Consider the following 20,506-nt stretch of genomic DNA (forward strand, 5'->3'; position numbering starts at 1 on the left):
CCTTCCAGCTATCGGCGAATTGTCACTGCTGCAGGCGCGGTTCACGGCCCGGACCGGGCTTGCCGGTGAAGGCCTGCAGCACCTGCAGCCACCGATCGGCAGCAGGTCCGACCGCCTGTAGCTCGGTATCGTCGGGATGCCGGCGCTTGACCGCGACGAGACAGAACTCCAGCGCGTCACCGATAATTCGTTCGTGGATATGGGGCGGACCTGCGACCCAGGCCTCGCCACCGGGCAGCGTCAGCTCGACGCGGACGTGCTCATCGAGCGGTGCCAGGTCGTTGACCTCGAACGAATACCGTTGATTCGCGACGGCGAGCTCTGCAATATGGCGAAGCCGCTCGGACGCGGCGGGCTCACGTCCGAGCGTGTCGGAGATGTCGACGGTGTGCGCCCACGTCTCCATCAGGCGCATTTTCGCCATGGTCGCCGGCGTCACGAGATTGCCGAACCACGCGATCTTGCGCTGCTGGTCCATCGCGATCAATTCGTCGGCAAGCTTGTTCCGCGCACCACGCCACATGCCCATGACCGCGGGGCGTGGCAAACGACCGGTCAACCGCGCAGAACTGTCTCCGAGGACGGTCGGATCGATCGCTTTCCCGGCCATTTCCGCGGGTCCCGTCGGCGCCCCCGTATCGGCGAACTTGCAAGCGGTGAAGACAGCCGCGTCGGTTGTCGCGAGGTGCGCGATCTGGTCTCTGATCTGCCAGTCCACCGACGGCGTGGCGAGTTTCCACTGTGCGCCGCGCAGATGCGCGACGAGTTCGTCGGTCACTGCCCACTCTGCGCGCAGATCATCGATGAGCTCGGATATGTCGCTCATCCGAGAATGATAGGGGCTCCGGCCTAGGCTGACAGGATGGATCGCCCCCGAGACGACGACGGCCGCGCCCGCAATGCCCGTCCGCGCGACGCACTCGGCCGGCCACTGCCGTACGGCAGCGAGGGCGTCGAGCGCATTCCCGACGATCTGGACCTCCCGCCCGCTGAAACATTGCGCTATGCGCAGGATCTACTCGACCGGGGCCTGGCCTTCAACGCGCACGAAGTCCTGGAAGCAGCGTGGAAGAGCTGCCCCGACGACGAGCGCATGCTATGGCAGGGACTTGCGCAGCTCGCCGTTGGAATCACCCATGTTCAGCGTGGGAATCCAAAGGGCGCGTTCACGCTGCTTACGAGGGCAGCGAAGCGGCTCGACCACGCCGAGCCGGTGCCGTACGACATCGATTCGCCGGGTCTCATCGCCTATGCGAACGACCTGATCGCACACCTCGAAACCGAGCTTCGCGACGCCGACCTCAAACCCCAACTTGTCCGAAAAGTGCAAGCCAGCGACTCCGATTCAGCGGCAGGATCGAGTGCATGACAACAACGACAGAGAACGAAACCACAGCAGACCGATTCCGCAGACTGTCCGCCACACTGACGACCCGCGTCGACGCAGTACCCGCCGACCGCTGGGACAGCTCATCGCCTTGTGAAGGCTGGACCGCACGCGACGTTCTTCGTCATATCGTCGACTCACAGGCGGGCTTCGTGAAGAACGTCGACCTCGAGATACCCGCAGGTCCGTCCGTCGACGAAAACCCCAGTGCCGCATGGCAACACAATCGCGACGCGCTGCAGGGATTCCTCGACGATCCGGCCAAGGCGAACCGCGAATACGAAGGCGGCTTCGGCAAGGCGGTTTTCGCGGATTCCGTGCGCGCGTACTTCTGCTTCGACCTCATCGTGCACGGCTGGGACATCGCACGCGCCACGGGTATCGACGAAACGATTCCCCCCGAAGACCTTGTCCTCATGGCGGAGTTCGGCGAACAGGCGGGCCCCATGCTGCGCTCCCCCGGCGTCTGCGGTCCCGAACTCGAAGCGCCGGCCGATGCCGACAAGCAGACTCGGCTGCTCCGATTCTTCGGCCGCGAAGCCTGACTCGGCAGTGGCAGACTGGTTGCGTGACCGCACCGATGTACGTTCCGATGTTCTTCGTTCGTCAGCGCGTCACGCTGATGGTCAACCGGTACGAGATCAACGCCGCCAATCCTGACGGCACCGACGGTCCGCTCCTTGCGTTCGCCGAGCAGAAGCGCATGAAGTTGAGGGAAGAGATCAACTTCTACGCCGACGAAAGCAAGTCCCGTCTCGTTTTCGGCTTCAAAGCCAGGCAGACGCTCGATGCGCACGCAGAGCACGACGTATACGACGAATCCGGGCGTTCGCTCGGCTGGTTCAAGAAGGAATTCGGTGCGAGCCTGCTTCGGTCGACATGGCGACTCGGTGCCCCGAATCTGGCGGCCAAAGGCCAGGAACGACGTCCGGTCATCGCGATTCTGCGGCGAGTCTGGACGCTCATTCCCTACCTAGGGGATGTCTGGGTGCCTTTCGTTTTCCATTTCGATTTCGCCGACGACCAGACCGGTCAGCCGGTCCTGATCAGCGAACGCAAGAAGGCAATTCGCGATCGGTACGTAATCAGCGTGCCCGACCAACGACTCGACTTCAGGGTCGCCGCATCGATGGCTGTCGCGCTCGACGCACTGCAAAGTCGCTGACGGTTGGACCCTGCAGGCCGATTCGCCCCCAGTCCGTCGGGCGATCTCCATCTGGGAAATCTACGAACCGCGCTGCTCGCGTATTTGTTTGCGCGGTCGACCGGTCGGCGGTTCGTTCTGCGAATCGACGATCTGGATCGAGTCCGGCCCGGAGCTGCGGAACGTCAACTCGCGGACTTGCTCGCGCTGGGGTTGGAGTGGGATGGCGACGTCGTCCGGCAGTCGGAGCGCCAGGAAGCCTACACGGATGCAGTCGGCCGGCTTGCCGGCGCCGGACTGCTCTACGAATGCTATTGCACCAGAAGAGAAATCCAGCAGGCACCTGCAGCTCCCCACGCGCCTCAGGGTGCATACCCGGGGACGTGCCGCAACCTGACCGAGGCCGAACGTGCAGCCAAGCTCGCCGACGGACGGCCACCGGCGCTTCGGTTGCGGTCCAACGTCACGCATTTCACGATCGCCGACGTCCTGCATGGGAGCTACACGGGCATCGTCGACGACCTCGTGCTACGGCGCAACGACGGCACTCCCGCGTACAACTTGACGGTCGTCGTCGATGACTACGATCAGGGCGTCGACCAGGTTGTTCGCGGCGACGACCTCCTGTCCTCGACGCCCCGCCAGGCGTATCTCGCGCATTTGCTCGGCTATGCGGCGCCGACGTATGCGCATGTCGCGCTGGCACTCAATGGCGACGGCAAGCGACTTGCCAAGCGCGACGGCGCCGTGACGCTCGCAGATCAGCGCGTGCTCGGCCGCAGTGCTGCTGCTGTTTTGCGGATGCTTGTTTCTTCGCTCGGGCTCGAACCTGCTCCGCTAGCGGACCTGGCCGCGACTTTCGATCCACTGCGACTGCCGCGCGAACCGTGGGTTCTAGTCGACGGTGCCGTACCTGACCAGGAACGTCACGACTGACGCGACCCAGATCAGGAGCAAGACAGCACCGACGGCTATGCCGGCAGCTGCAAGGGTCTGGCCACCTCGCCGCCGCGCGACCACGCCGAGAACGATCGCGACGACAGCCGTAATCGGCACGAGAACGAACACCGGGAAGAACAGCACCAGCGTCACCGCCGACGCGACCAGCGAAGCAATTGCCAGGCGGTTGGCGCTGTCCGAATTCGGCATACCGCAGACAGTAAGACACCGGGCTGGCGAGCGTCGGCCGGACGGTACTGCTTTGATGTAGCCCGTGACCGACACGAAACAGCTCGACAACGACGCCGAACACGCAGCCTTTGCGCACGTGAGCCGGGGCTTCTATCCGACCATCGTCGCCCTGTTCACGGCCACGCTCATCATTTCCAATGTGTGCGCGTCGAAGGGGGTGCAGTTTCTTCAGGGTTTCGACTTCTCGATCGGTCCGGTGCACCTGCTGCCCATCTCGACCGACGGTGCATTCTTCCTGTTCCCGCTGGCTTACATCCTCGGCGATATTCTCAGCGAGGTTTACGGCTTCCGGGCGACGCGGCGCGCGATCTACCTCGGGTTCGGTTCGTTGCTACTCACGTCCCTGTGCTTCTGGATCGCTGTCGAGCTGCCGCCCGCGCAGTTCTACGAGAACCAGGAAGCGCTCACGACCGTGATCGGAGTGGTCCCCCGGCTCGTGCTGGCGGGTGTCCTGGCGTACTTCGTCGGTCAGTTGCTGAACTCACTCGTGCTGGTGCTGATCAAGCAGCGAACCAAGGAGAAGCATCTGTGGGCGCGGCTCATCGGGTCCACAGTGGTCGGCGAGCTGGCGGACACCTTGATCTTCTGCTCGATCGCTGCCGGCGTCATCGGCATCACGACCTGGCGTGATTTCGTGAACTACGTAATCTTCGGCTTCGTGTGGAAGACGTTGATCGAGGTCGTGGTCATGCCCGTGACCTACGTGGTGATCGGGCTGATCAAGCGCAACGAGCCAACCTATACTCAGCGCTTGTAGAACTCCGCCATAGTCTGCTTGCGGAGGTCGTCGAACCAGCCACCGTCGATGCTCTCGCGGATCCGGTCGACGAGGCGAATTGTGAAGCGCTCGTTGTGAATTGTGCAGAGCGTGGACGCCAGCATCTCCTTCGCCTTGAACAGGTGGTGCAAGTATGCCCGGGTGTAGTGGGCGCAGGTGTAGCAATCGCACTGGTCGTCGATCGGTGTGAAATCACGACGGAACCGACTGGTGTCGATGTTGAAACGGCCGGTCGGTGAGTAGATGGCGGCATTTCGGGCGACACGTGACGGATTGACGCAGTCGAAGGTGTCGGCGCCGTTTTCGACTGCGACGAACAGGTCGTCGGGTTCGCTGATGCCGAGCATGTGGCGCGGCTTGTCGGCAGGCAGTTCGTCGGAACACCAGCCGACGATGGTGCCGAGGTTGTGCTTCTCGAGCGCTCCCCCGATGCCGAACCCGTCGAAGCCTCGACCGCTCGGACCGGTCGACTCGGCGAGACCCTTGCTCGCCTGCCGTCTGAGGTCCTCGTACTGCGCGCCCTGCACAACGCCGAAGAGCGCCTGGTACGGGCGATGCGAGCGCTCTCCAGTCAGTCGCTCGTGCTCGGCCAGACAGCGCAGGGCCCACGCCTGCGTGCGGTCAACCGAACGTTCCTGGTAGCCGCGCGTATTCAGCAGCGTGGTCAGTTCGTCGAACGCGAAAATGATGTCGGCACCGAGTCGGTGCTGGATCTGCATCGAGATTTCGGGGGTGAACCGGTGCCGCGACCCGTCGAGATGCGACTTGAAGGTGACGCCGTCGTCGTCGACGGTCGCGAGCCTTTCCTTGCCTGCGGCGATGACGTCGTCGGATTGCACGCCGACAGCCTCCATCGCGAGCACTTTCTTGAACCCGACTCCGAGCGACATCACCTGAAATCCGCCGCTGTCGGTGAAGGTGGGGCCAGGCCAGTTCATGAACTTGCCGAGGCCGCCCGCCTCATCGATGATGTCGGACCCTGGTTGCAGGTACAGGTGATAGGCGTTGGCCAGAACCGCTTGCGCACCAAGCTCTTTCACTGCTTCCGGCAGCACGGCCTTGACCGTCGCCTTGGTGCCGACCGGGACGAAAGCGGGGGTACGAATTTCTCCGTGCGGGGTCGTGAGAACGCCCGTACGACCGTGTTTGCCGGCAATTTCCGAGCCGATCTCGAAAAGCGCGGAGGGTTCGCTCACAGGCGGGATGCGCCTTCGAATTGGCTGTTGTAGAGCTCGTAGTACGCCCCACGTGTAGCTAGCAAACGGTCGTGCGTGCCTTGTTCGACGATGCGCCCGTTCTCCATCACCAGGATGACGTCCGCATCGCGGATCGTCGAGAGCCTGTGCGCGATAACGAAACTCGTGCGGTCGCTGCGCAGTGCCGCGGTCGCGTGCTGAACGAGCGACTCGGTACGCGTATCGACGGAGCTGGTTGCCTCGTCGAGGATCAGGATCGACGGTTTGGCAAGGAACGCTCGCGCGATCGTGATCAGCTGCTTCTCGCCGGCGCTCACGCCGCCGCCCTCTTCGTCGATCTTCGTGTCGTAGCCGTCGGACAGCGAGTGCACGAAGCGGTCGACATACGCCGCCCTCGCGGCTTCGTGGATCTCTTCGTCGGTGGCCATCGGATTGCCGTACGCGATGTTTTCCTTGATAGTGCCGCCGAATAACCAGGTGTCCTGCAGGACCATGCCGATACGGGCACGCAGGTGGTCCCGGCTCATCGCGGACGTGTCGACGCCGTCGATCGTGATGTGGCCCGAATCCACTTCGTAGAACCGCATGATCAGGTTCACGAGTGTGGTTTTTCCGGCACCCGTCGGTCCGACGATTGCGACGACCTGGCCGGGTTCGGCGACGAACGACAGGTGGTCGATGAGCGGTTCGTCTTTCGCGTACCGGAACGAGACGTTCTGGAACTCAACATGTCCGCGATCGGCGGGCGGGCGTTGTTCCTCGGCTGGGTCCGGCGACTGCTCCGGCGCATCGAGGACTTCGAAGATGCGTTCCGCCGATGCGACTCCGGACTGCAGCAGGTTGATCATCGCCGCAATCTGGGTGAGCGGCTGAGTGAACTGACGCGAGTATTGAATGAAGGCCTGGACCTCGCCGAGGCTCAACGTTCCCGACGCAACCCGCAACCCGCCGACAACCGCGATGAGGACGTAGTTCAGGTTTCCCAGGAACATCATCATCGGCATGATCATCCCGGAGATGAACTGCGCCTTGAAGCTCGACTGATAGAGGTCTTCGTTGCGCTTGTCGAACTCCGCTTCGACTTCAGCGTTGCGCCCGAAAGCTTTGACCAGCTCGTGACCGGTGTACGCCTCTTCCACCTGAGCGTTGACCATGCCCGTGTATTTCCACTGATCGACGAAGTGCGGTTTGGACCGCTTCGCGATCGTTGCCGTGACATAGATCGCGGCGGGCACCGTGACCAGCGCGATGAGCGCTAGCAGCGGGGAGATCCACAGCATCATGATCAGAATGCCGACGACGGAAAGCGTCGACGACAACAGCTGGCTCATCGTCTGCTGCAGGCTTTGCGCGATGTTGTCGACGTCGTTGGTGACGCGGCTGAGTAGGTCGCCGCGCGCGTTCGCATCGAAATAGCTCAGCGGCAACCGGTGAATCTTGTCTTCCACATCGTTGCGGAGCCGCTTGACGGTCCGCTGAATGACGAAGTTGAGCAGATAAGACCCACCCCACAGGAACACAGCCGAACCGATGAAGACGAGCAGCACCACCATGAGCACATGCGAAACGGCGGTGAAATCGACACCCTTACCGGGCACGACCGCCATTCCGGAAAGCATGTCGGCGACTCGGTCGTTACCCACTGCGCGCAGATGGGCGATGGCCTCTTCCTTGGTCGCGCCATTCGCCGGATCGAGGTTCTTGCCGACCACACCGTCGAAGATCAGGTTGGTGGCCTTGCCGAGAATGCTTGGACCGAGGACGGAGAGCACTACGCTCGCAATGGCCAGGGAAATGATGATCGAGATCAGCACACGTTCCGGCGCGAGGCGGCCGATCAGACGCTTCAAGGACGGTCCGAAAGCCTTGGGCTTCGTCCCGGGCGCTCCCGGCGTCGGCATTCCGGGGCGAGTCATGCGATCCCCTCGACCGCAAGTTGGGAGTCGACGATTTCCGCGTAGCACGGACAATCGACGAGCAGTTTCTCGTGCCGTCCGTTACCGACGATGGCTCCGTCCTCGATGACGATGATTCGATCGGCGTCCCTGATTGTCGACACCCTCTGCGCGACGATGATCACCGTCGACTGCTCGGTCACGGACCGCAGGGCTTCGCGCAACCGGGCATCCGTAGCGAGGTCCAGTGCCGAGAACGAGTCGTCGAAAAGGTAGATGGCCGGTCGCTTTACCAGGACCCGAGCGATTTGAAGTCGTTGACGCTGCCCGCCCGAGACCGTGGTACCGCCTTGCGCCACCGGCGTATCGAGCCCCTCCGGCATGCTGCGTACGAAGTCTGCGGCCTGCGCAATCTCGAGGCAGCGCCACAACTCGTCGTCGGTCGCGTCCGGATTTCCGTAGCGCAGGTTGCTCGCGATGGTGCCCGAGAACAGATACGCCCGCTGCGGCACCAGACCGATCTGCGAGCGAAGAAGTTCTGGGTCCAGATTGCGAACATCGGTGTCACCGACGTAGACGGCACCCTCGGTCACGTCGATCAGCCGCGGGATCAAATTGAGCAGTGTCGACTTGCCGGAGCCGGTCGCACCGATGATCGCGGTCGTTTCGCCTGGTTGCGCACGGAAGGTGATGTCCTTCAACACCGGCTCGTCGGCACCCGGATAGGCGTACTCGGCGAGGGCGAATTCGACGAAACCCGGGTGCGCTCCGAACGGCTCAGGATTGCGGGGAGCAACCACCGTCGTTGCTGTCTCGAGAACTTCGGTGATTCGCTCTGCACACACCGACGCGCGCGGCACCATCATCGCCATGAAGGACGCCATCATGACCGACATCAGGATCTGCATGATGTAGGACAGCATCGCCGTCAGCGACCCGATTTGCATCGAACCGGAATCGACAGCATGACCGCCGAACCAGATCACCGCGACGCTGGTCACGTTGCTGATCAGTAACACTGCCGGGAACATCAGTGCAAGAAGCTTGCCGACGCTGATCGCCTGATCCGTGAGTTCTGTGTTCGCAACCCCGAAGCGCCACGCTTCGTTCCGCTCGCGGACGAATGCACGCACGACGCGAATACCGGTGATCTGTTCACGCAGAACACGATTGACGCCATCGATCTTCGTCTGCATCGCACGAAATCCCGGAACCATCCGCACGATGATGAACCCCATCGACAACCCGAGCGCCGGCACGGCAACAAGCAGAATCCACGACAGCCCGAAATCCTCCCGCAGGGCCATTACGATTCCGCCGACGCACATGATCGGGGCCATCACCATGATCGTCGCGCTCATGACTACGAGTAACTGCACCTGCTGAACGTCGTTCGTCGTTCGCGTGATCAACGAGGGTGCACCGAAGTGCCCGACCTCACGCCCGGAAAACGACCCGACCTTGTGCAGGATCGCACTGCGCATGTCGCGGCCCGCGGCCATCGCAGCTTGAGCGCCGTAGTACACGGAGCCGATGGCGCACACGATCTGAACGCACGTGACGGCCAGCATCTTCAGACCCGTGGTCCAGATGTAGCCGATATCGCCGACCGTCACCCCGTAGTCGATGATGTCGGCATTCAGACTCGGCAGATACAACGCCGCGATAACCGAAATCAGTTGGAGGACAACGACCCCTACCAGTTGATTCCGGTAAGGGTAAGAATAGGTTCGCAGCAGACTGATCAACATACTGCTCGCAGGCTACCGGTAACCACCGACAGGTGTCGCCACCATATCCGCCGTGCCTGATTCGTCCGAAACTTATCGATCGACCGTCACGTTGTCGAACGGCATCAACCCGTCGACATACGGGAACACGAACAGGAACAACAACGCGGCGATACCGAGGAACAACACGAGGAAGGTCGCCGACTTCACAGCCGGCCCACCGGGGATCACCCGCCACAACCATGCGTACATCAGGCGTCCCTCATAGCAGGTGGCAAGCCGTCCGACTTCGGCCATGCCTGGCCGTCCAATTCGGCGTGAATGATCATGCGCTCCAACGACAAATAGCGTTCCTGACAGGTCGTCAGCGTGAGCAAACGCCGGTGCGGCGCAACGCCCGGCTCACCTGGAACAGGATTGACGACCGTTGTCTGCGACGCATCGACGATCTGCCGGCCGACCAGGCCATCGACACCCGGCACCGTCGGATCGCCGCTGTCGACGTCGCCCAGCACTCGATAGACGAAGTAACTGTCCCGCGTCTCGATGATGATCGCGTCGCCGGCCTTCAGGCGGTCGACGTCGTCGAACGGTGAGCCCTTACCGCCTCGATGGCCCGCCACTGCGAAGTTGCCGACCTCGCCGGGCAAAGCGCTGCTGACGTAGTGCCCGGGCCCGTCGTCGAGCGCCTCCCTGGTGGTGCCTTCGACGATCACCCGCACATAGTCGTCGCCGAGCCTCGGCATCCGGATCAACGCGATACCCGCCCCGATATCGACCTTCGGAAACTGGTCTCCCGAATGCGGTGCAATGGGATCGTCGCCGCGTTCCCATTGCGCCGTAAGGGCATTCGTCAGCTCGCGTTGCTTGTACTGGTTGATCAAGTCCGTCACCCACAGCTCGTACACGACGAACAGCAGGAGTACGACGCTGACCGTGACGAACAGCTCACCGATACCTCTGGCGACCGTACGAACCCTGTCGCCCCACGAGTGCGCAGTCATTGCGGATCAGTCCTGATCGGCTGCGCTTCCGACGAAATCGGACGCAGGAATCTTGCCCTGCCGCGCGAGGCGGCGCGAGCGACGATCCGGGTACTGGACTTCCTCGGGCGACTCTTCTTCGAGCTCCGGATTGTCGAGTCTGTGCGACGACCGCGTCGGCACCAGTTCGTCGTCGTCATATTCCGGCTCGGCGACGGCCTTCTTCTTCTTTGCAGGCTTCTTCGCGATTTCGACGCCCGCCGACTTACGCCGCCACGGCCGCAGCCGCGCAAAGGTACGTTCCCGAGCTTCCTTGTCATGGAACCAGCTCTCGGCTGTTTCCGGCGGGATGAACGCGATGTACAGCACGAATATCGCAAAGCTGAAGAAGGCAACCGCGAGGCCCACAAGGATGGACAGGTGGAGTACAACTCCCGCAAGGATGACCCATGGCCGCAGACGCCTGTTCCAGATCAGGATGCCCAACGCCAGCTCGATCGCGAGCGCGCCCCAGGTTGCGAAGTTCATCAGCATCGCGTTCATCGTCAGCCACTCAGGAGCCGCGATATTCGCCAGATCTGCTTGCCGCAGCGCGTACGAGACCGCCGAGCCTTCGTTCCAGGTGAGTCCGGTCAGCTTGTCGTGCACCGTCACCACGTAGACCAGCGACAGCTGGATCTGCATCAAGCGAAGCGCGTACGGGGCCCTGAGCTGCGCAGACCAGAACGAGCCGGCAGTGCGTCGTCTGTCGAGCGAAAGGGCAGCGCCGCAGGGTCCGAGGAAGAGGAAGAGCGCTTCCAAACGGATCAGGACATCGCCCGAGTTGAATACGTAAATGTTCTGACGCTGGAAGGACAGCACACACACGAACACGATGAGCGCTGCAATACGGCTGTGCCAACCCACCGCCAACGCAATCGACGCCGCGAGCAGCACGAACCACATGCCCAGAATTGCGCTGTCGCTATTGGAGAAACTCAGCAACGTCCACGAGAACTCCACCGGCGACCGCTGGGGTTGCAGCCCATCGCGACCGAAAAGGTCGTACAGGTGCGGTAACAGCGAGAAGGTCCAGCCGATCGCGAGCACGCCGTACGCGATTCGGACGAGACCCAGTGTCGTCATGGGAACCGGGTCGAACCAGAACCGCTGCCACCCATCGGCGACAGGGGTCAGAACACTCTCAGTGCGACTACGAAAGCTCACGGTCGGCCCGCCAAAATCTCCTGGTAAAGGACATGGAATTCCTCGGTCGGCGCAACGTCCGTTCCCGGCGGCGGTAACGACTCCACCTTCGACACCAACTCCACCAACACCGGGCTCTCACCCGGATAGGTCACTTCACGCACTACCCAGTGAATGAAGTCGCCCATATTGATCCCCGAGTTCGGCGTCAGAATCCATTCCTTCAATTTCTGGAAGCGGTACCAGTCGTAGTGCCCCCAAATCGGGTTGCCGCGCGGGACATTCCACGGCCGCATCGTCTGATCGGCCATCAGAACGTGAACCTCGAAAGTATTCAGCGACCGCGGCGGATCAGGCGCGAACACCGACCAACTCTGGTCCAGTCCGCCGGCAATCGCCACCGGGCGGACGAACGGGATCGCCCACTGCTTGATCGGCGAATTCGGGATCGACCATGTCAACCCGATCAAGATGATCGCGACAGCAACGAAGCTGATGACGAACTTCCCGAAACCTGTTCGCTCGAACCGCTCCTGGACCGTCGAAAAACGAGTCAGCAAGATACGAAACCTTTCCAGAATCAATGACTAGCGCTGCGAGCGCCGCCGGCCGAGGACCAAGAACAAGCCGCCGACCAAGAGTGCAATTCCAGCGAGCGCGAGCAACACCGACACAGGCGTACCCGTGGTCGGAAGATGATCGGAGCTCTGCGGAACGTTCTCGGTGTTGACGACCGGAGTGGTCGTCGAACCCGGTCCGCCAACCAAGCCACTGGTCGCCGCGAGCGTCGTCACGCCGGTACCCGTTGTCGGAACGCCGGTCGACGGACCACCGGTCGTCGGAACCCCAGTCGACGGAACGCCGGTGGTTGGGCCGGTTGTCAGCACCACACCCGTCGTCGGAACGCCTGTCGACGGAACGCCGGTCGTCGGGACACCCGTTGCCAAGCCCGTGGCCGGGAATCCGGTTGTCGGAACCCCCGTCGCGGGGAAGCCGGTAGTCGGGACACCTGTCGCCGGGAATCCCGTCGTCGGAACGCCGGTCGTGGGAACGCCGGTGGCCATGCCCGTCGCCGGGAATCCGGTTGTCGGGATCTGACCCGTCGGACCGGTCGTTGGCAGACCAGTTGTCGGTATGCCGGTCGCCGGGAATCCTGTGGTCGGCAGACCCGTCGTCGGAACGCCGGTCGCCGGGAACCCCGTGGTCGGCAGACCCGTCGTCGGAACGCCGGTCGCCGGGAACCCCGTGGTCGGCAGACCCGTCGTCGGAACGCCGGTCGCCGGGAACCCTGTCGTCGGCAAACCCGTCGTCGGAACACCAGTCGCCGGGAACCCCGTGGTCGGCAAACCCGTCGTCGGAACACCAGTCGCCGGGAACCCCGTGGTCGGCAGACCCGTCGTCGGAATCCCGGTCGCCGGGAACCCTGTCGTTGGAAGACCCGTTGTCGGGATCTGTCCGGTACTCGGCAGACCTGTTGTGGGGATGCCAGTGGCGGTGATAGTCCCTGTCGGGAACCCAGTCACCAAACCAGTGGTCGGGAAGCCCGTAACCAGACCGGTGACACTGCCACTAGTGGTCGCTCCGCCAACCGTCGGACCACCCGTGGTCGGGAACCCGGTCACCAAGCCAGTCGTCGGGAAGCCCGTCACCAAACCGGTGGTCGGGAAACCAGTCACCAGACCAGTGGTCGGGAAGCCCGTAACCAAGCCGGTGACACTGCCACTAGTGGTCGCTCCGCCAACCGTCGGACCACCCGTCGTCGGGAACCCGGTCACCAAACCAGTCGTCGGGAAGCCCGTCACCAATCCAGTCGTCGGGAACCCGGTTACCAAGCCAGTGGTCGGGAAGCCGGTCACCAAGCCGGTGGTCGGGAAGCCGGTGATCGTGCCGGTCGCGGTCCCGGTCGGGATACCCGTCGTCGGGAAGCCCGTCACCAAGCCAGTGGTCGGGAAGCCCGTGACCAAGCCCGTGGTCGGGAAGCCGGTGATCGTGCCGGTCGCCGTTCCGGTCGGGATACCCGTCGTCGGGAACCCGGTGATCGTGCCCGTCGCGGTCCCAGTCGGGATACCCGTCGTCGGGAACCCGGTCACCAAACCGGTGGTCGGGAACCCGGTCACCAAACCAGTCGTCGGGAAGCCCGTCACCAAGCCAGTCGTCGGGAACCCGGTGATCGTGCCGGTCGCCGTTCCAGTCGTCGGAATACCCGTCGCCGGAATGCCGGTTGTGGGCAAGCCCGTCACCGTTCCTGTGACAGTGCCCGTCGTCGGAATACCGGTCGCCGGGAACCCGGTGATCGTGCCGGTCGCCGTTCCGGACGGAATTCCGGTCGTCGGGAAACCAGTCACCAAGCCAGTCGTCGGGAAGCCCGTCACCAAGCCAGTGGTCGGGAAGCCCGTAACCAAGCCCGTGGTCGGGAAGCCGGTGATCGTGCCGGTCGCGGTCCCAGTCGGGATACCCGTCGTCGGGAACCCGGTGATCGTGCCCGTCGCGGTCCCAGTCGGGATACCCGTCGTCGGGAACCCGGTCACCAAACCGGTGGTCGGGAAGCCCGTCACCAAACCAGTCGTCGGGAAGCCCGTCACCAAGCCAGTCGTCGGGAACCCGGTGATCGTGCCGGTCGCCGTTGCAGTCGTCGGAATACCCGTCGCCGGAATGCCGGTTGTGGGCAAGCCCGTCACCGTTCCTGTGACAGTGCCCGTCGTCGGAATACCGGTCGCCGGGAACCCGGTGATCGTGCCCGTCGCGGTCCCAGTCGGGATACCCGTCGTCGGGAGACCGGTCACCAAGCCAGTCGTCGGGAAGCCCGTGACGAGACCAGTCGTCGGGAAGCCAGTCACCAAACCGGTGACGCTGCCGCTCGTCGTGGCGCCACCGACCGTCGGCCCACCCGTCGTCGGGAAACCAGTCACCAAACCAGTAGTCGGGAAACCAGTCACCAGACCAGTCGTCGGGAAACCAGTCACCAAACCGGTGACGCTGCCGCTCGTCGTGGCGCCACCGACCGTCGGCCCACCCGTGCTCGGGAAACCAGTCACCAAACCAGTCGTCGGGAAACCAGTCACCAACCCGGTTACCGAGGTCGCACCAGTCGCGGAGCCGGCTGTTGGGAAGCCTGTGACCAAACCGGTCACCGACGTCGCACCAGTCGCGGAGCCGGCTGTCGGTAAGCCTGTGACCAAACCGGTCACCGACGTCGCACCAGTCGCACTACCCGCCGTCGGGAACCCAGTCACCAAACCCGTTGTGGGGAAACCGGTTACCAGGCCTGTTGCAGAGGTCGTACCCGTAGCGGTACCTGCCGTCGGGAACCCGGTCACCAAACCTGTGGTCGGGAAGCCCGTCACCAGACCCGTTGCCGACGTCGTACCCGTCGCCGTACCCGCAGTCGGGAACCCGGTCACCAAACCAGTGGTCGGGAAGCCGGTCACCAGACCCGTTGCCGACGTCGTACCCGTCGCCGTGCCAGCCGTCGGGAAGCCGGTCACCAGACCCGTTGCCGACGTCGTACCCGTCGCCGAACCAGTCGCCGTACCCGCCGTCGGGAACCCAGTCACCAAACCAGTGGTCGGGAAGCCCGTCACCAATCCCGTTGCCGACGTCGTACCCGTCGCCGAACCAGTCGCCGTACCCGCCGTCGGGAACCCAGTCACCAAACCAGTGGTCGGGAAGCCCGTCACCAGACCCGTTGCCGACGTCGTACCCGTCGCCGAACCAGTCGCCGTACCCGCCGTCGGGAACCCAGTCACCAAACCAGTCGCCGACGTCGTACCCGTCGCCGTACCCGCCGTCGGGAACCCGGTCACCAAACCAGTCGTCGGGAAACCGGTCACCAATCCCGTTGCCGACGTCGTACCCGTCGCCGTACCCGCCGTCGGGAACCCAGTCACCAAACCAGTGGTCGGGAAGCCCGTCACCAGACCCGTTGCCGACGTCGCACCCGTCGCCGAACCTGCAGTCGGGAAGCCCGTCACCAAACCCGTCGCCGACGTCGCACCCGTCGCCGAACCAGTCGCCGTACCCGCCGTCGGGAAGCCGGTCACCAAACCAGTGGTCGGGAAGCCCGTCACCAAACCAGTCGCCGACGTCGCACCCGTAGCCGAACCAGTCGCCGTACCCGCCGTCGGGAACCCGGTCACCAAACCAGTCGCCGACGTCGTACCCGTCGCCGTACCACCCGTCGAGAACCCGGTCACCAATCCAGTGCTCGGGAAGCCCGTCACCAAACCAGTTGCCGACGTCGCACCCGTCGCCGAACCACCCGTCGAGAACCCGGTCACCAAACCAGTCGTCGGGAAGCCCGTCACCAAACCAGTCGCGGAGGTCGTACCCGTGGCAGTTCCAGTCGCGGTACCAGCAGTTGGGAAGCCCGTCGCCAACCCCGTTGCCGAAGTCGAACCCGTAGCGGTGCCGGCCGTCGGTAGCCCGGTGACCAGTCCTGTCGTGGGGAATCCGGTCACGAGACCGGTGACACTGCCACTCGTGGTCGTCAAGCCGACCAGGCCCGAGGTGAACGAACTTCCAGTCACGATGCCGCCGGTCGTCACTGTCGTCGCTGACGTTCCGGTAGCCGTCCCGCTCGTGGTCCCGCCAGTAGCGACCGTGCCCGACGTGAAGGTTCCGCCCGAGACGATGCCGGAGGTCGAGGTGCTGCCGGTCGTGAAGCCGAAGACAGGGAAGCCCGATGTGGACGCAGTGCCGGTCGTAGATGTGGTTGCGGTCGCGCTAGTCGCTGCGGTGCCGCCGACGGTCGCGCCCGTCGTTGTCAGGCCCGTCGTTGTCAGGACCCCGGTTCCGATGGTTCCCGATGTAGTTGTGCCTGATCCGATGCCCCCGACTGTGCCTGTCGTGGTGCCGATTCCGGTCCCGATGCCGCCTACGGCGCTCGACGCCGAACCAGTCCCTGCCTCGATGCCGGCCCAGGCGCCCGACCCGATTCCGGTCGTCGTCGTGCCGGTCGTGCCGAATCCCGTCGTCCCACCGCCGGTCGTGGTGATGCCGGTCGTTATTCCAGTTGTTATGCCTGTCGTGGTGCCACCGCCGGAGCCTGCATCTATGCCGGTCGTCGTCCCGATGCCGGTGGTGGTGCCGATGTCACCGGTGGTCGCGGTCCCGGTGGTGATCTCGCCGCCACCTGGAATGCCGGTCGTACCACCGGTCACACCGGTGGTAGTCGTGCCGGTCGGAAATCCTGTCGTCGTGCCGCCACCGTCGGTGGGGAAACCTGTGGTCAGACCTGTCGTGCTGATGCCGGTCACGGCACTGCCGTCTGTTCCGCCGTCGCCGGTCGTCAGACCGGTTGTCGGAAGGCCTGTCGTCGCGCTGCCATCGATCGTGCCGCCGGTCGTGATGACACCTGTTGTAGTCGTCAGACCCGTTGTGCCGATACCGGTCGGAATGATGCCTGTCGTCGGTAATCCGACGGTCGAGGTCGTCGCCGTTCCCACGGTCGAGCCGAGCGTGGTGAACTGCGGCTTGGGGTCGGAGATCGCCGCGAAGCCTGTCGTCGCGAAACCCATGGTTCCGTTCGCAGGCATGCCAGTAGTCGCGACTGTCAACGCGATCTCGGGAGCCTCCGTAGAGGGGACCCGCACCGCGGCACCGCACACCAATAGCCCAGCAGCAACAAGCGATACGCCCAATGCGTACCGCGATCTTTCCCGCACCGGGCGAAAGATAGACATCGAGGCCTAAATCCTTTCAGCCCCGACCCGGCGATGACGCTAGCAGTCGGGATTCGAACAATGGGCGTCTATATAGAATCGTTACTTGCGTGTCGCGCAGCACTTCTTATGCGAGAGGTAATCGTCACCACACTCGACTTAGTTACACACGCGCGAACGAACTTTCGCTACCGCGTCCGGTCCCATCGCGAAAGACTATCCTTCCTGCGGGTTTACGCCGCGTTAATCCGACTTCGACACCGTCTCCACAGGGCGCGTCGCGGGTGGACGGCGGCTGCCGGTCCATGGCACGGTCGTGAGGGGAGGTGGACGAGTGAAGTTGCAGAGGCCCGAACGTGGGGCTCTTCGAGCTAGGTTTCGCAGCCGGAAGCACATCAATTCGGCCAGTGTCGACACGGGCGAGCAGAACTTGGGCCCGCAGGTACCCGACGACTCGACCGTCAACTACGTCCTCGACCTCTGTCTGCGAATCGGCGAGGTCCAGATGTCAAGCGGCGCCGGTGCGTCGGACGTCACGGCGACGATCATCGCCATGACCTCGGCACTCGGCCTCCCGCATTGCGAGGTCGACGTCATTTTCACCTCCATCACCGTCACGTGTCACCGCGGTACGACGATGGCCCCGGTGACAGCGCTACGCGTTGTGCGATCACGCAGCCTCGACTACACCCGGCTCACTGCAACCGAAATCCTGGTGCACAGGATCGTCACGGGTTCGATCAGTGCGGAAGCAGCCCAGACCGAACTCGAGGCGATCACCTCCGCACCCCACCCCTACCCGCGCTGGGTCGCGACGATCGCCTGGGGTGGCCTTGCAGCGTTCATCACCGTCATTCTCGGCGGCGGCTTCGGCATCGCGGCGGTCGCCTTCGTCATCAGCGCCGTCGTCGACCGCCTCGGACGTTTTCTCAACCGCTTCGCTCTGCCCTTCTTCTTTCAGCAGGTGGTCGGTGGCTTGGTTGCGACGTTGTCGGCGATGGCAATCGTCAGCAGCAACCTTCTGGACACCGACAAACCCACCGTGGTCGTTGCAGCTGCCGTGACTGTGCTGCTCTCGGGTTTGTCCACCGTCTCGGCCGTCCAGGACGCGATCACCGGCTACAACGTCACGGCGGCCGGCCGCACCATGGAAACCGCGCTGATGACGGCCGGGCTCATCGCAGGCGTTGTGCTGGCGTTGAAGATCGCGGTGCTCCTCGGGTTCGAGCGGACTCCGCTCCCCGAGATCGTCGACTCGACGCCGCAGCGGCTGCCGTTCGTAGTTATCGGCAGCGCCGGAGCTGCGGCGTGCTTCGCCCTCGCGTCCTATTCGACGGTGCGGGCAATGGCTGTCGCCGGAGTCGCCGGCGGACTCGGCGGCGGCGTCTACGGTGCCCTCCTCCTCACTCATCTGGGCGCCGTCAGTTCGTCAGCTGTCGCGGCGATGCTCGTCGGCCTGGGCGGCGGAGTTCTGGCACGACGCCTGAAGGTGACGCCACTCGTCGTCGCCGTTTCCGGGATCACTCCGCTACTTCCTGGTCTGTCGACCTATCGCGGCTTGTACGAGCTCGGCGTAGAGCGAAGTAGCAGTCCGACGACACTCATGACGGCGATCGGTATCGGTCTCGCGTTGGCCGCCGGTGTCGTTCTCGGCGAGTATCTCGCGCAGCCGCTGCGGACCAGGCTCGGCCGGCTCGAGCGAAAATTGGCCGGTCCAAGAATGGCGGGTCCGCTCGAACCGACGGACCGCCGTCTCGACTAGCGACGCTTCATCTAGCGACGCCGCCAGGCCTCGGGATCGGCGGTGAGGTCGTCGATGAAGGACGGCAGATGGTTCTTCGCGACGTCCTCGATGCTCACGCCTTCGAGAACCGCGCGCATATTCGCGCGCACGGCGATCCACACCTGCTGTAGCGCCTGCGCATGACCCGAATATCGGACGTCCTCAGGACGTTCGCCACGCACCGACGCCAGCGGACCTTCGACCGCACGGATCACGTCCGCAACACTGATTTCGGCAGCTGGCCGGGTCAGCCAGTAACCGCCGTCCGGGCCGCGGCGGCTGCTGACCAGTCCGCCACGACGCAGATCGGCGAGAACCGACTCGAGAAACTTCGGCGGAATTGCCTGCGATGCCGCGAGCGGCTCAGCCTTGGCCGGCGCGTCGGGGCTATGTGCCAGCTCCAGCAGGGCGCGCACTGCGTAGTCCACCTTCGCGGTGATGTGCACTGCTCGCTCCGTCCCAGTCCGTCGAATCCGCCCTGCTGATTATGCGGGCGCGACGGACAGGCCTCGAGCACTAGGCACCGATGGCGGTCGCGATCCCCGGCCAGGATTTGTGCAGATCGTCCTGCCAGTAGCCCCACGAGTGCGTGCCCGTGGACCGGAAATCGAACGTCGCCGGGATATCCAGCTCGCCGAGGCGCTGAGCCAGATGGATGGTGCAGGCGTTGGTCGCAGCCTCGATGACCCCACCGGTCATCGTCTGGTTCAGCAGTGCGGTGGGGTTCCCGTCGAGCCTGGGGTTGTCCAGCGACTCGTGCTCACCCGGTAGGCCCGTACCGGTCGTGATGTAGAGGAACTTTCCGCGCAACTTCTCCGCGTTGACGTACGGGTCGGCCGCCGACCACGCGGGATCACCAGTCGGTCCCCACATGTTGGCCGTTTTGCCGCCACCGCGTGTTTCCACCACGAGCTTCACCAGCTGCCGCCCGATGGGCGTACTGGTTTCAGCACATCCGCTGTATGCGCCGACTGCGCGGTACAGATCGGGAGCCTCCTGCGCCAGCGCAAGCGCCGAACTGCCCGACATCGAGACGCCGGCGATCGCATTGACACCGTTCGCACCGAGAGCCTGATCGATGATCGGCGGCAGTTCCTTCGTCAAGAAGGTCGCCCATTTGACGCGACCGAGCTTGGGATCGTCGCGTTTCCAGTCCGTGTAGTAGCTGAAGGCGCCCCCGAGCGGGATCACGACGTTGACGTTCTTGTCTGCGAAGAACGAATCGACATCGGTCTGTGCGGTCCAGTTCGCGCCGTCGACGCCGCCACCGGCGCCGTGGAGCAGATAGAGGACCGGGCGGGGCACCGAGGTGTCCGCGGGACGAAGGACCTGGATCTTGATGTTTCGATCCATCGAAGCCGAGTGGACATACAAGTTCACGTGACGCGCGTCGATCTCCTCGGTCATTTCGAGCGTAGAGACGACGTCGTTCGGTTCAGCGTTCGCGATAGATCCAACAGTCATCGGTCCGACCGCAAGCGCGGCGGCGACCAGCGCAGTCATGCACACCCAGCGGCCGGGTTTCGGGTCGATCACTGTTGCCTCTCGAGGTTTGGTCGGTTGGGAGTCGGGTG

Annotated in this window: 19 protein-coding genes; 7 read left to right on the forward strand and 12 right to left on the reverse strand. The window is 63.8% G+C overall.

Annotation, left to right across the window (positions count from 1 at the left end):
• Positions 1-22: 22 nt before the first annotated feature.
• A complete protein-coding gene (locus tag JGU72_RS15795) occupies positions 23-826 on the reverse strand; it encodes a maleylpyruvate isomerase family mycothiol-dependent enzyme (RefSeq protein WP_199684911.1) in 804 nt (267 codons plus the stop codon).
• Between the two features lie 36 nt (positions 827-862).
• Here JGU72_RS15795 and JGU72_RS15800 point away from each other — a divergent pair, with 36 nt between their 5' ends.
• From JGU72_RS15800 to gluQRS, 4 genes are read left to right on the forward strand one after another with little or no spacing between them, the layout of a single operon-like run.
• Positions 863-1,369, forward strand: a complete 507-nt coding sequence (locus JGU72_RS15800) for a DUF309 domain-containing protein (protein ID WP_199684912.1) — start codon at positions 863-865, stop codon at positions 1,367-1,369.
• Positions 1,366-1,932 (forward strand): TIGR03086 family metal-binding protein, encoded by a 567-nt coding sequence (locus JGU72_RS15805; RefSeq protein ID WP_199684913.1) that lies wholly within the window; start codon positions 1,366-1,368, stop codon positions 1,930-1,932. Before JGU72_RS15800 ends, JGU72_RS15805 begins: the two co-directional genes overlap by 4 nt.
• 23 nt (positions 1,933-1,955) lie before the next feature.
• Entirely contained in the window at positions 1,956-2,552 is a 597-nt protein-coding gene (locus tag JGU72_RS15810) for an LURP-one-related/scramblase family protein (protein ID WP_199684914.1), read from the forward strand.
• Positions 2,553-2,555: 3 nt separating this feature from the next.
• On the forward strand, positions 2,556-3,467 hold the full coding sequence (gene gluQRS / locus JGU72_RS15815; protein ID WP_199684915.1) for a tRNA glutamyl-Q(34) synthetase GluQRS: 912 nt from the start codon (positions 2,556-2,558) through the stop codon (positions 3,465-3,467).
• On the opposite strand, the gene JGU72_RS15820 is transcribed toward gluQRS, so the two are convergent.
• On the reverse strand, positions 3,426-3,680 hold the full coding sequence (locus JGU72_RS15820) for a hypothetical protein (protein WP_199684916.1): 255 nt from the start codon (positions 3,678-3,680) through the stop codon (positions 3,426-3,428). The genes gluQRS and JGU72_RS15820 overlap by 42 nt on opposite strands.
• A gap of 64 nt (positions 3,681-3,744) precedes the next feature.
• Between JGU72_RS15820 and JGU72_RS15825 the strand changes: the two genes are divergently transcribed.
• Positions 3,745-4,479: a queuosine precursor transporter gene (locus JGU72_RS15825; RefSeq protein WP_199684917.1), complete on the forward strand. Its 735-nt coding sequence runs from the start codon at positions 3,745-3,747 to the stop codon at positions 4,477-4,479.
• Here JGU72_RS15825 and tgt read toward each other — a convergent pair.
• The 8 genes from tgt to JGU72_RS15865 form a co-directional block, all read right to left on the reverse strand.
• Positions 4,467-5,696, reverse strand: coding sequence for a tRNA guanosine(34) transglycosylase Tgt (gene tgt / locus JGU72_RS15830; protein ID WP_307828467.1), 1,230 nt, complete (start codon positions 5,694-5,696; stop codon positions 4,467-4,469). The two genes, JGU72_RS15825 and tgt, sit on opposite strands and share 13 nt — an antisense overlap.
• Positions 5,693-7,612: an ABC transporter ATP-binding protein gene (locus JGU72_RS15835; protein WP_233532490.1), complete on the reverse strand. Its 1,920-nt coding sequence runs from the start codon at positions 7,610-7,612 to the stop codon at positions 5,693-5,695. Before JGU72_RS15835 ends, tgt begins: the two co-directional genes overlap by 4 nt.
• A complete protein-coding gene (locus tag JGU72_RS15840; RefSeq protein WP_199684918.1) occupies positions 7,609-9,342 on the reverse strand; it encodes an ABC transporter ATP-binding protein in 1,734 nt (577 codons plus the stop codon). The genes JGU72_RS15835 and JGU72_RS15840 overlap by 4 nt, the downstream gene beginning before the upstream one ends.
• A 72-nt stretch (positions 9,343-9,414) precedes the next feature.
• Complete coding sequence (locus tag JGU72_RS15845) at positions 9,415-9,573, reverse strand: hypothetical protein (protein ID WP_199684919.1); 159 nt, start codon at positions 9,571-9,573, stop codon at positions 9,415-9,417.
• The gene (locus JGU72_RS15850; RefSeq protein WP_199684920.1) at positions 9,573-10,325 is read right to left on the reverse strand and encodes a class E sortase; all 753 of its coding nucleotides are present in this window, start codon (positions 10,323-10,325) and stop codon (positions 9,573-9,575) included. The genes JGU72_RS15845 and JGU72_RS15850 overlap by 1 nt, the downstream gene beginning before the upstream one ends.
• Positions 10,326-10,331: 6 nt before the next feature.
• Positions 10,332-11,510 carry an HTTM domain-containing protein gene (locus tag JGU72_RS15855; protein ID WP_374101119.1) on the reverse strand — a complete coding sequence of 393 codons (1,179 nt, stop codon included), beginning with the start codon at positions 11,508-11,510 and terminating at the stop codon, positions 10,332-10,334.
• Positions 11,507-12,049, reverse strand: a complete 543-nt coding sequence (locus JGU72_RS15860) for a hypothetical protein (protein ID WP_199684922.1) — start codon at positions 12,047-12,049, stop codon at positions 11,507-11,509. Before JGU72_RS15860 ends, JGU72_RS15855 begins: the two co-directional genes overlap by 4 nt.
• A 27-nt stretch (positions 12,050-12,076) precedes the next feature.
• Positions 12,077-13,165, reverse strand: coding sequence for an LPXTG cell wall anchor domain-containing protein (locus JGU72_RS15865; RefSeq protein ID WP_199684923.1), 1,089 nt, complete (start codon positions 13,163-13,165; stop codon positions 12,077-12,079).
• A gap of 49 nt (positions 13,166-13,214) precedes the next feature.
• On the opposite strand from JGU72_RS15865, the gene JGU72_RS15870 reads away from it, so the two are divergent.
• Both JGU72_RS15870 and JGU72_RS15875 read left to right on the forward strand, forming a co-directional pair.
• On the forward strand, positions 13,215-17,180 hold the full coding sequence (locus JGU72_RS15870; protein ID WP_199684924.1) for a hypothetical protein: 3,966 nt from the start codon (positions 13,215-13,217) through the stop codon (positions 17,178-17,180).
• A 303-nt stretch (positions 17,181-17,483) separates the two neighbouring features.
• Positions 17,484-18,911: a threonine/serine exporter family protein gene (locus tag JGU72_RS15875; RefSeq protein ID WP_307828468.1), complete on the forward strand. Its 1,428-nt coding sequence runs from the start codon at positions 17,484-17,486 to the stop codon at positions 18,909-18,911.
• Between the two features lie 11 nt (positions 18,912-18,922).
• Here JGU72_RS15875 and JGU72_RS15880 read toward each other — a convergent pair whose 3' ends face one another.
• Together JGU72_RS15880 and JGU72_RS15885 are read right to left on the reverse strand one after the other, a co-directional pair.
• On the reverse strand, positions 18,923-19,378 hold the full coding sequence (locus tag JGU72_RS15880; protein ID WP_199684925.1) for an RrF2 family transcriptional regulator: 456 nt from the start codon (positions 19,376-19,378) through the stop codon (positions 18,923-18,925).
• 70 nt (positions 19,379-19,448) lie between these two features.
• Positions 19,449-20,435 carry an alpha/beta hydrolase gene (locus JGU72_RS15885; protein ID WP_199685350.1) on the reverse strand — a complete coding sequence of 329 codons (987 nt, stop codon included), beginning with the start codon at positions 20,433-20,435 and terminating at the stop codon, positions 19,449-19,451.
• Positions 20,436-20,506 lie beyond the last annotated feature (71 nt).

Source organism: Antrihabitans auranticaus (assembly GCF_016481275.1).
In the GTDB taxonomy this organism is placed as follows: Bacteria; Actinomycetota; Actinomycetes; order Mycobacteriales; family Mycobacteriaceae; genus Antrihabitans.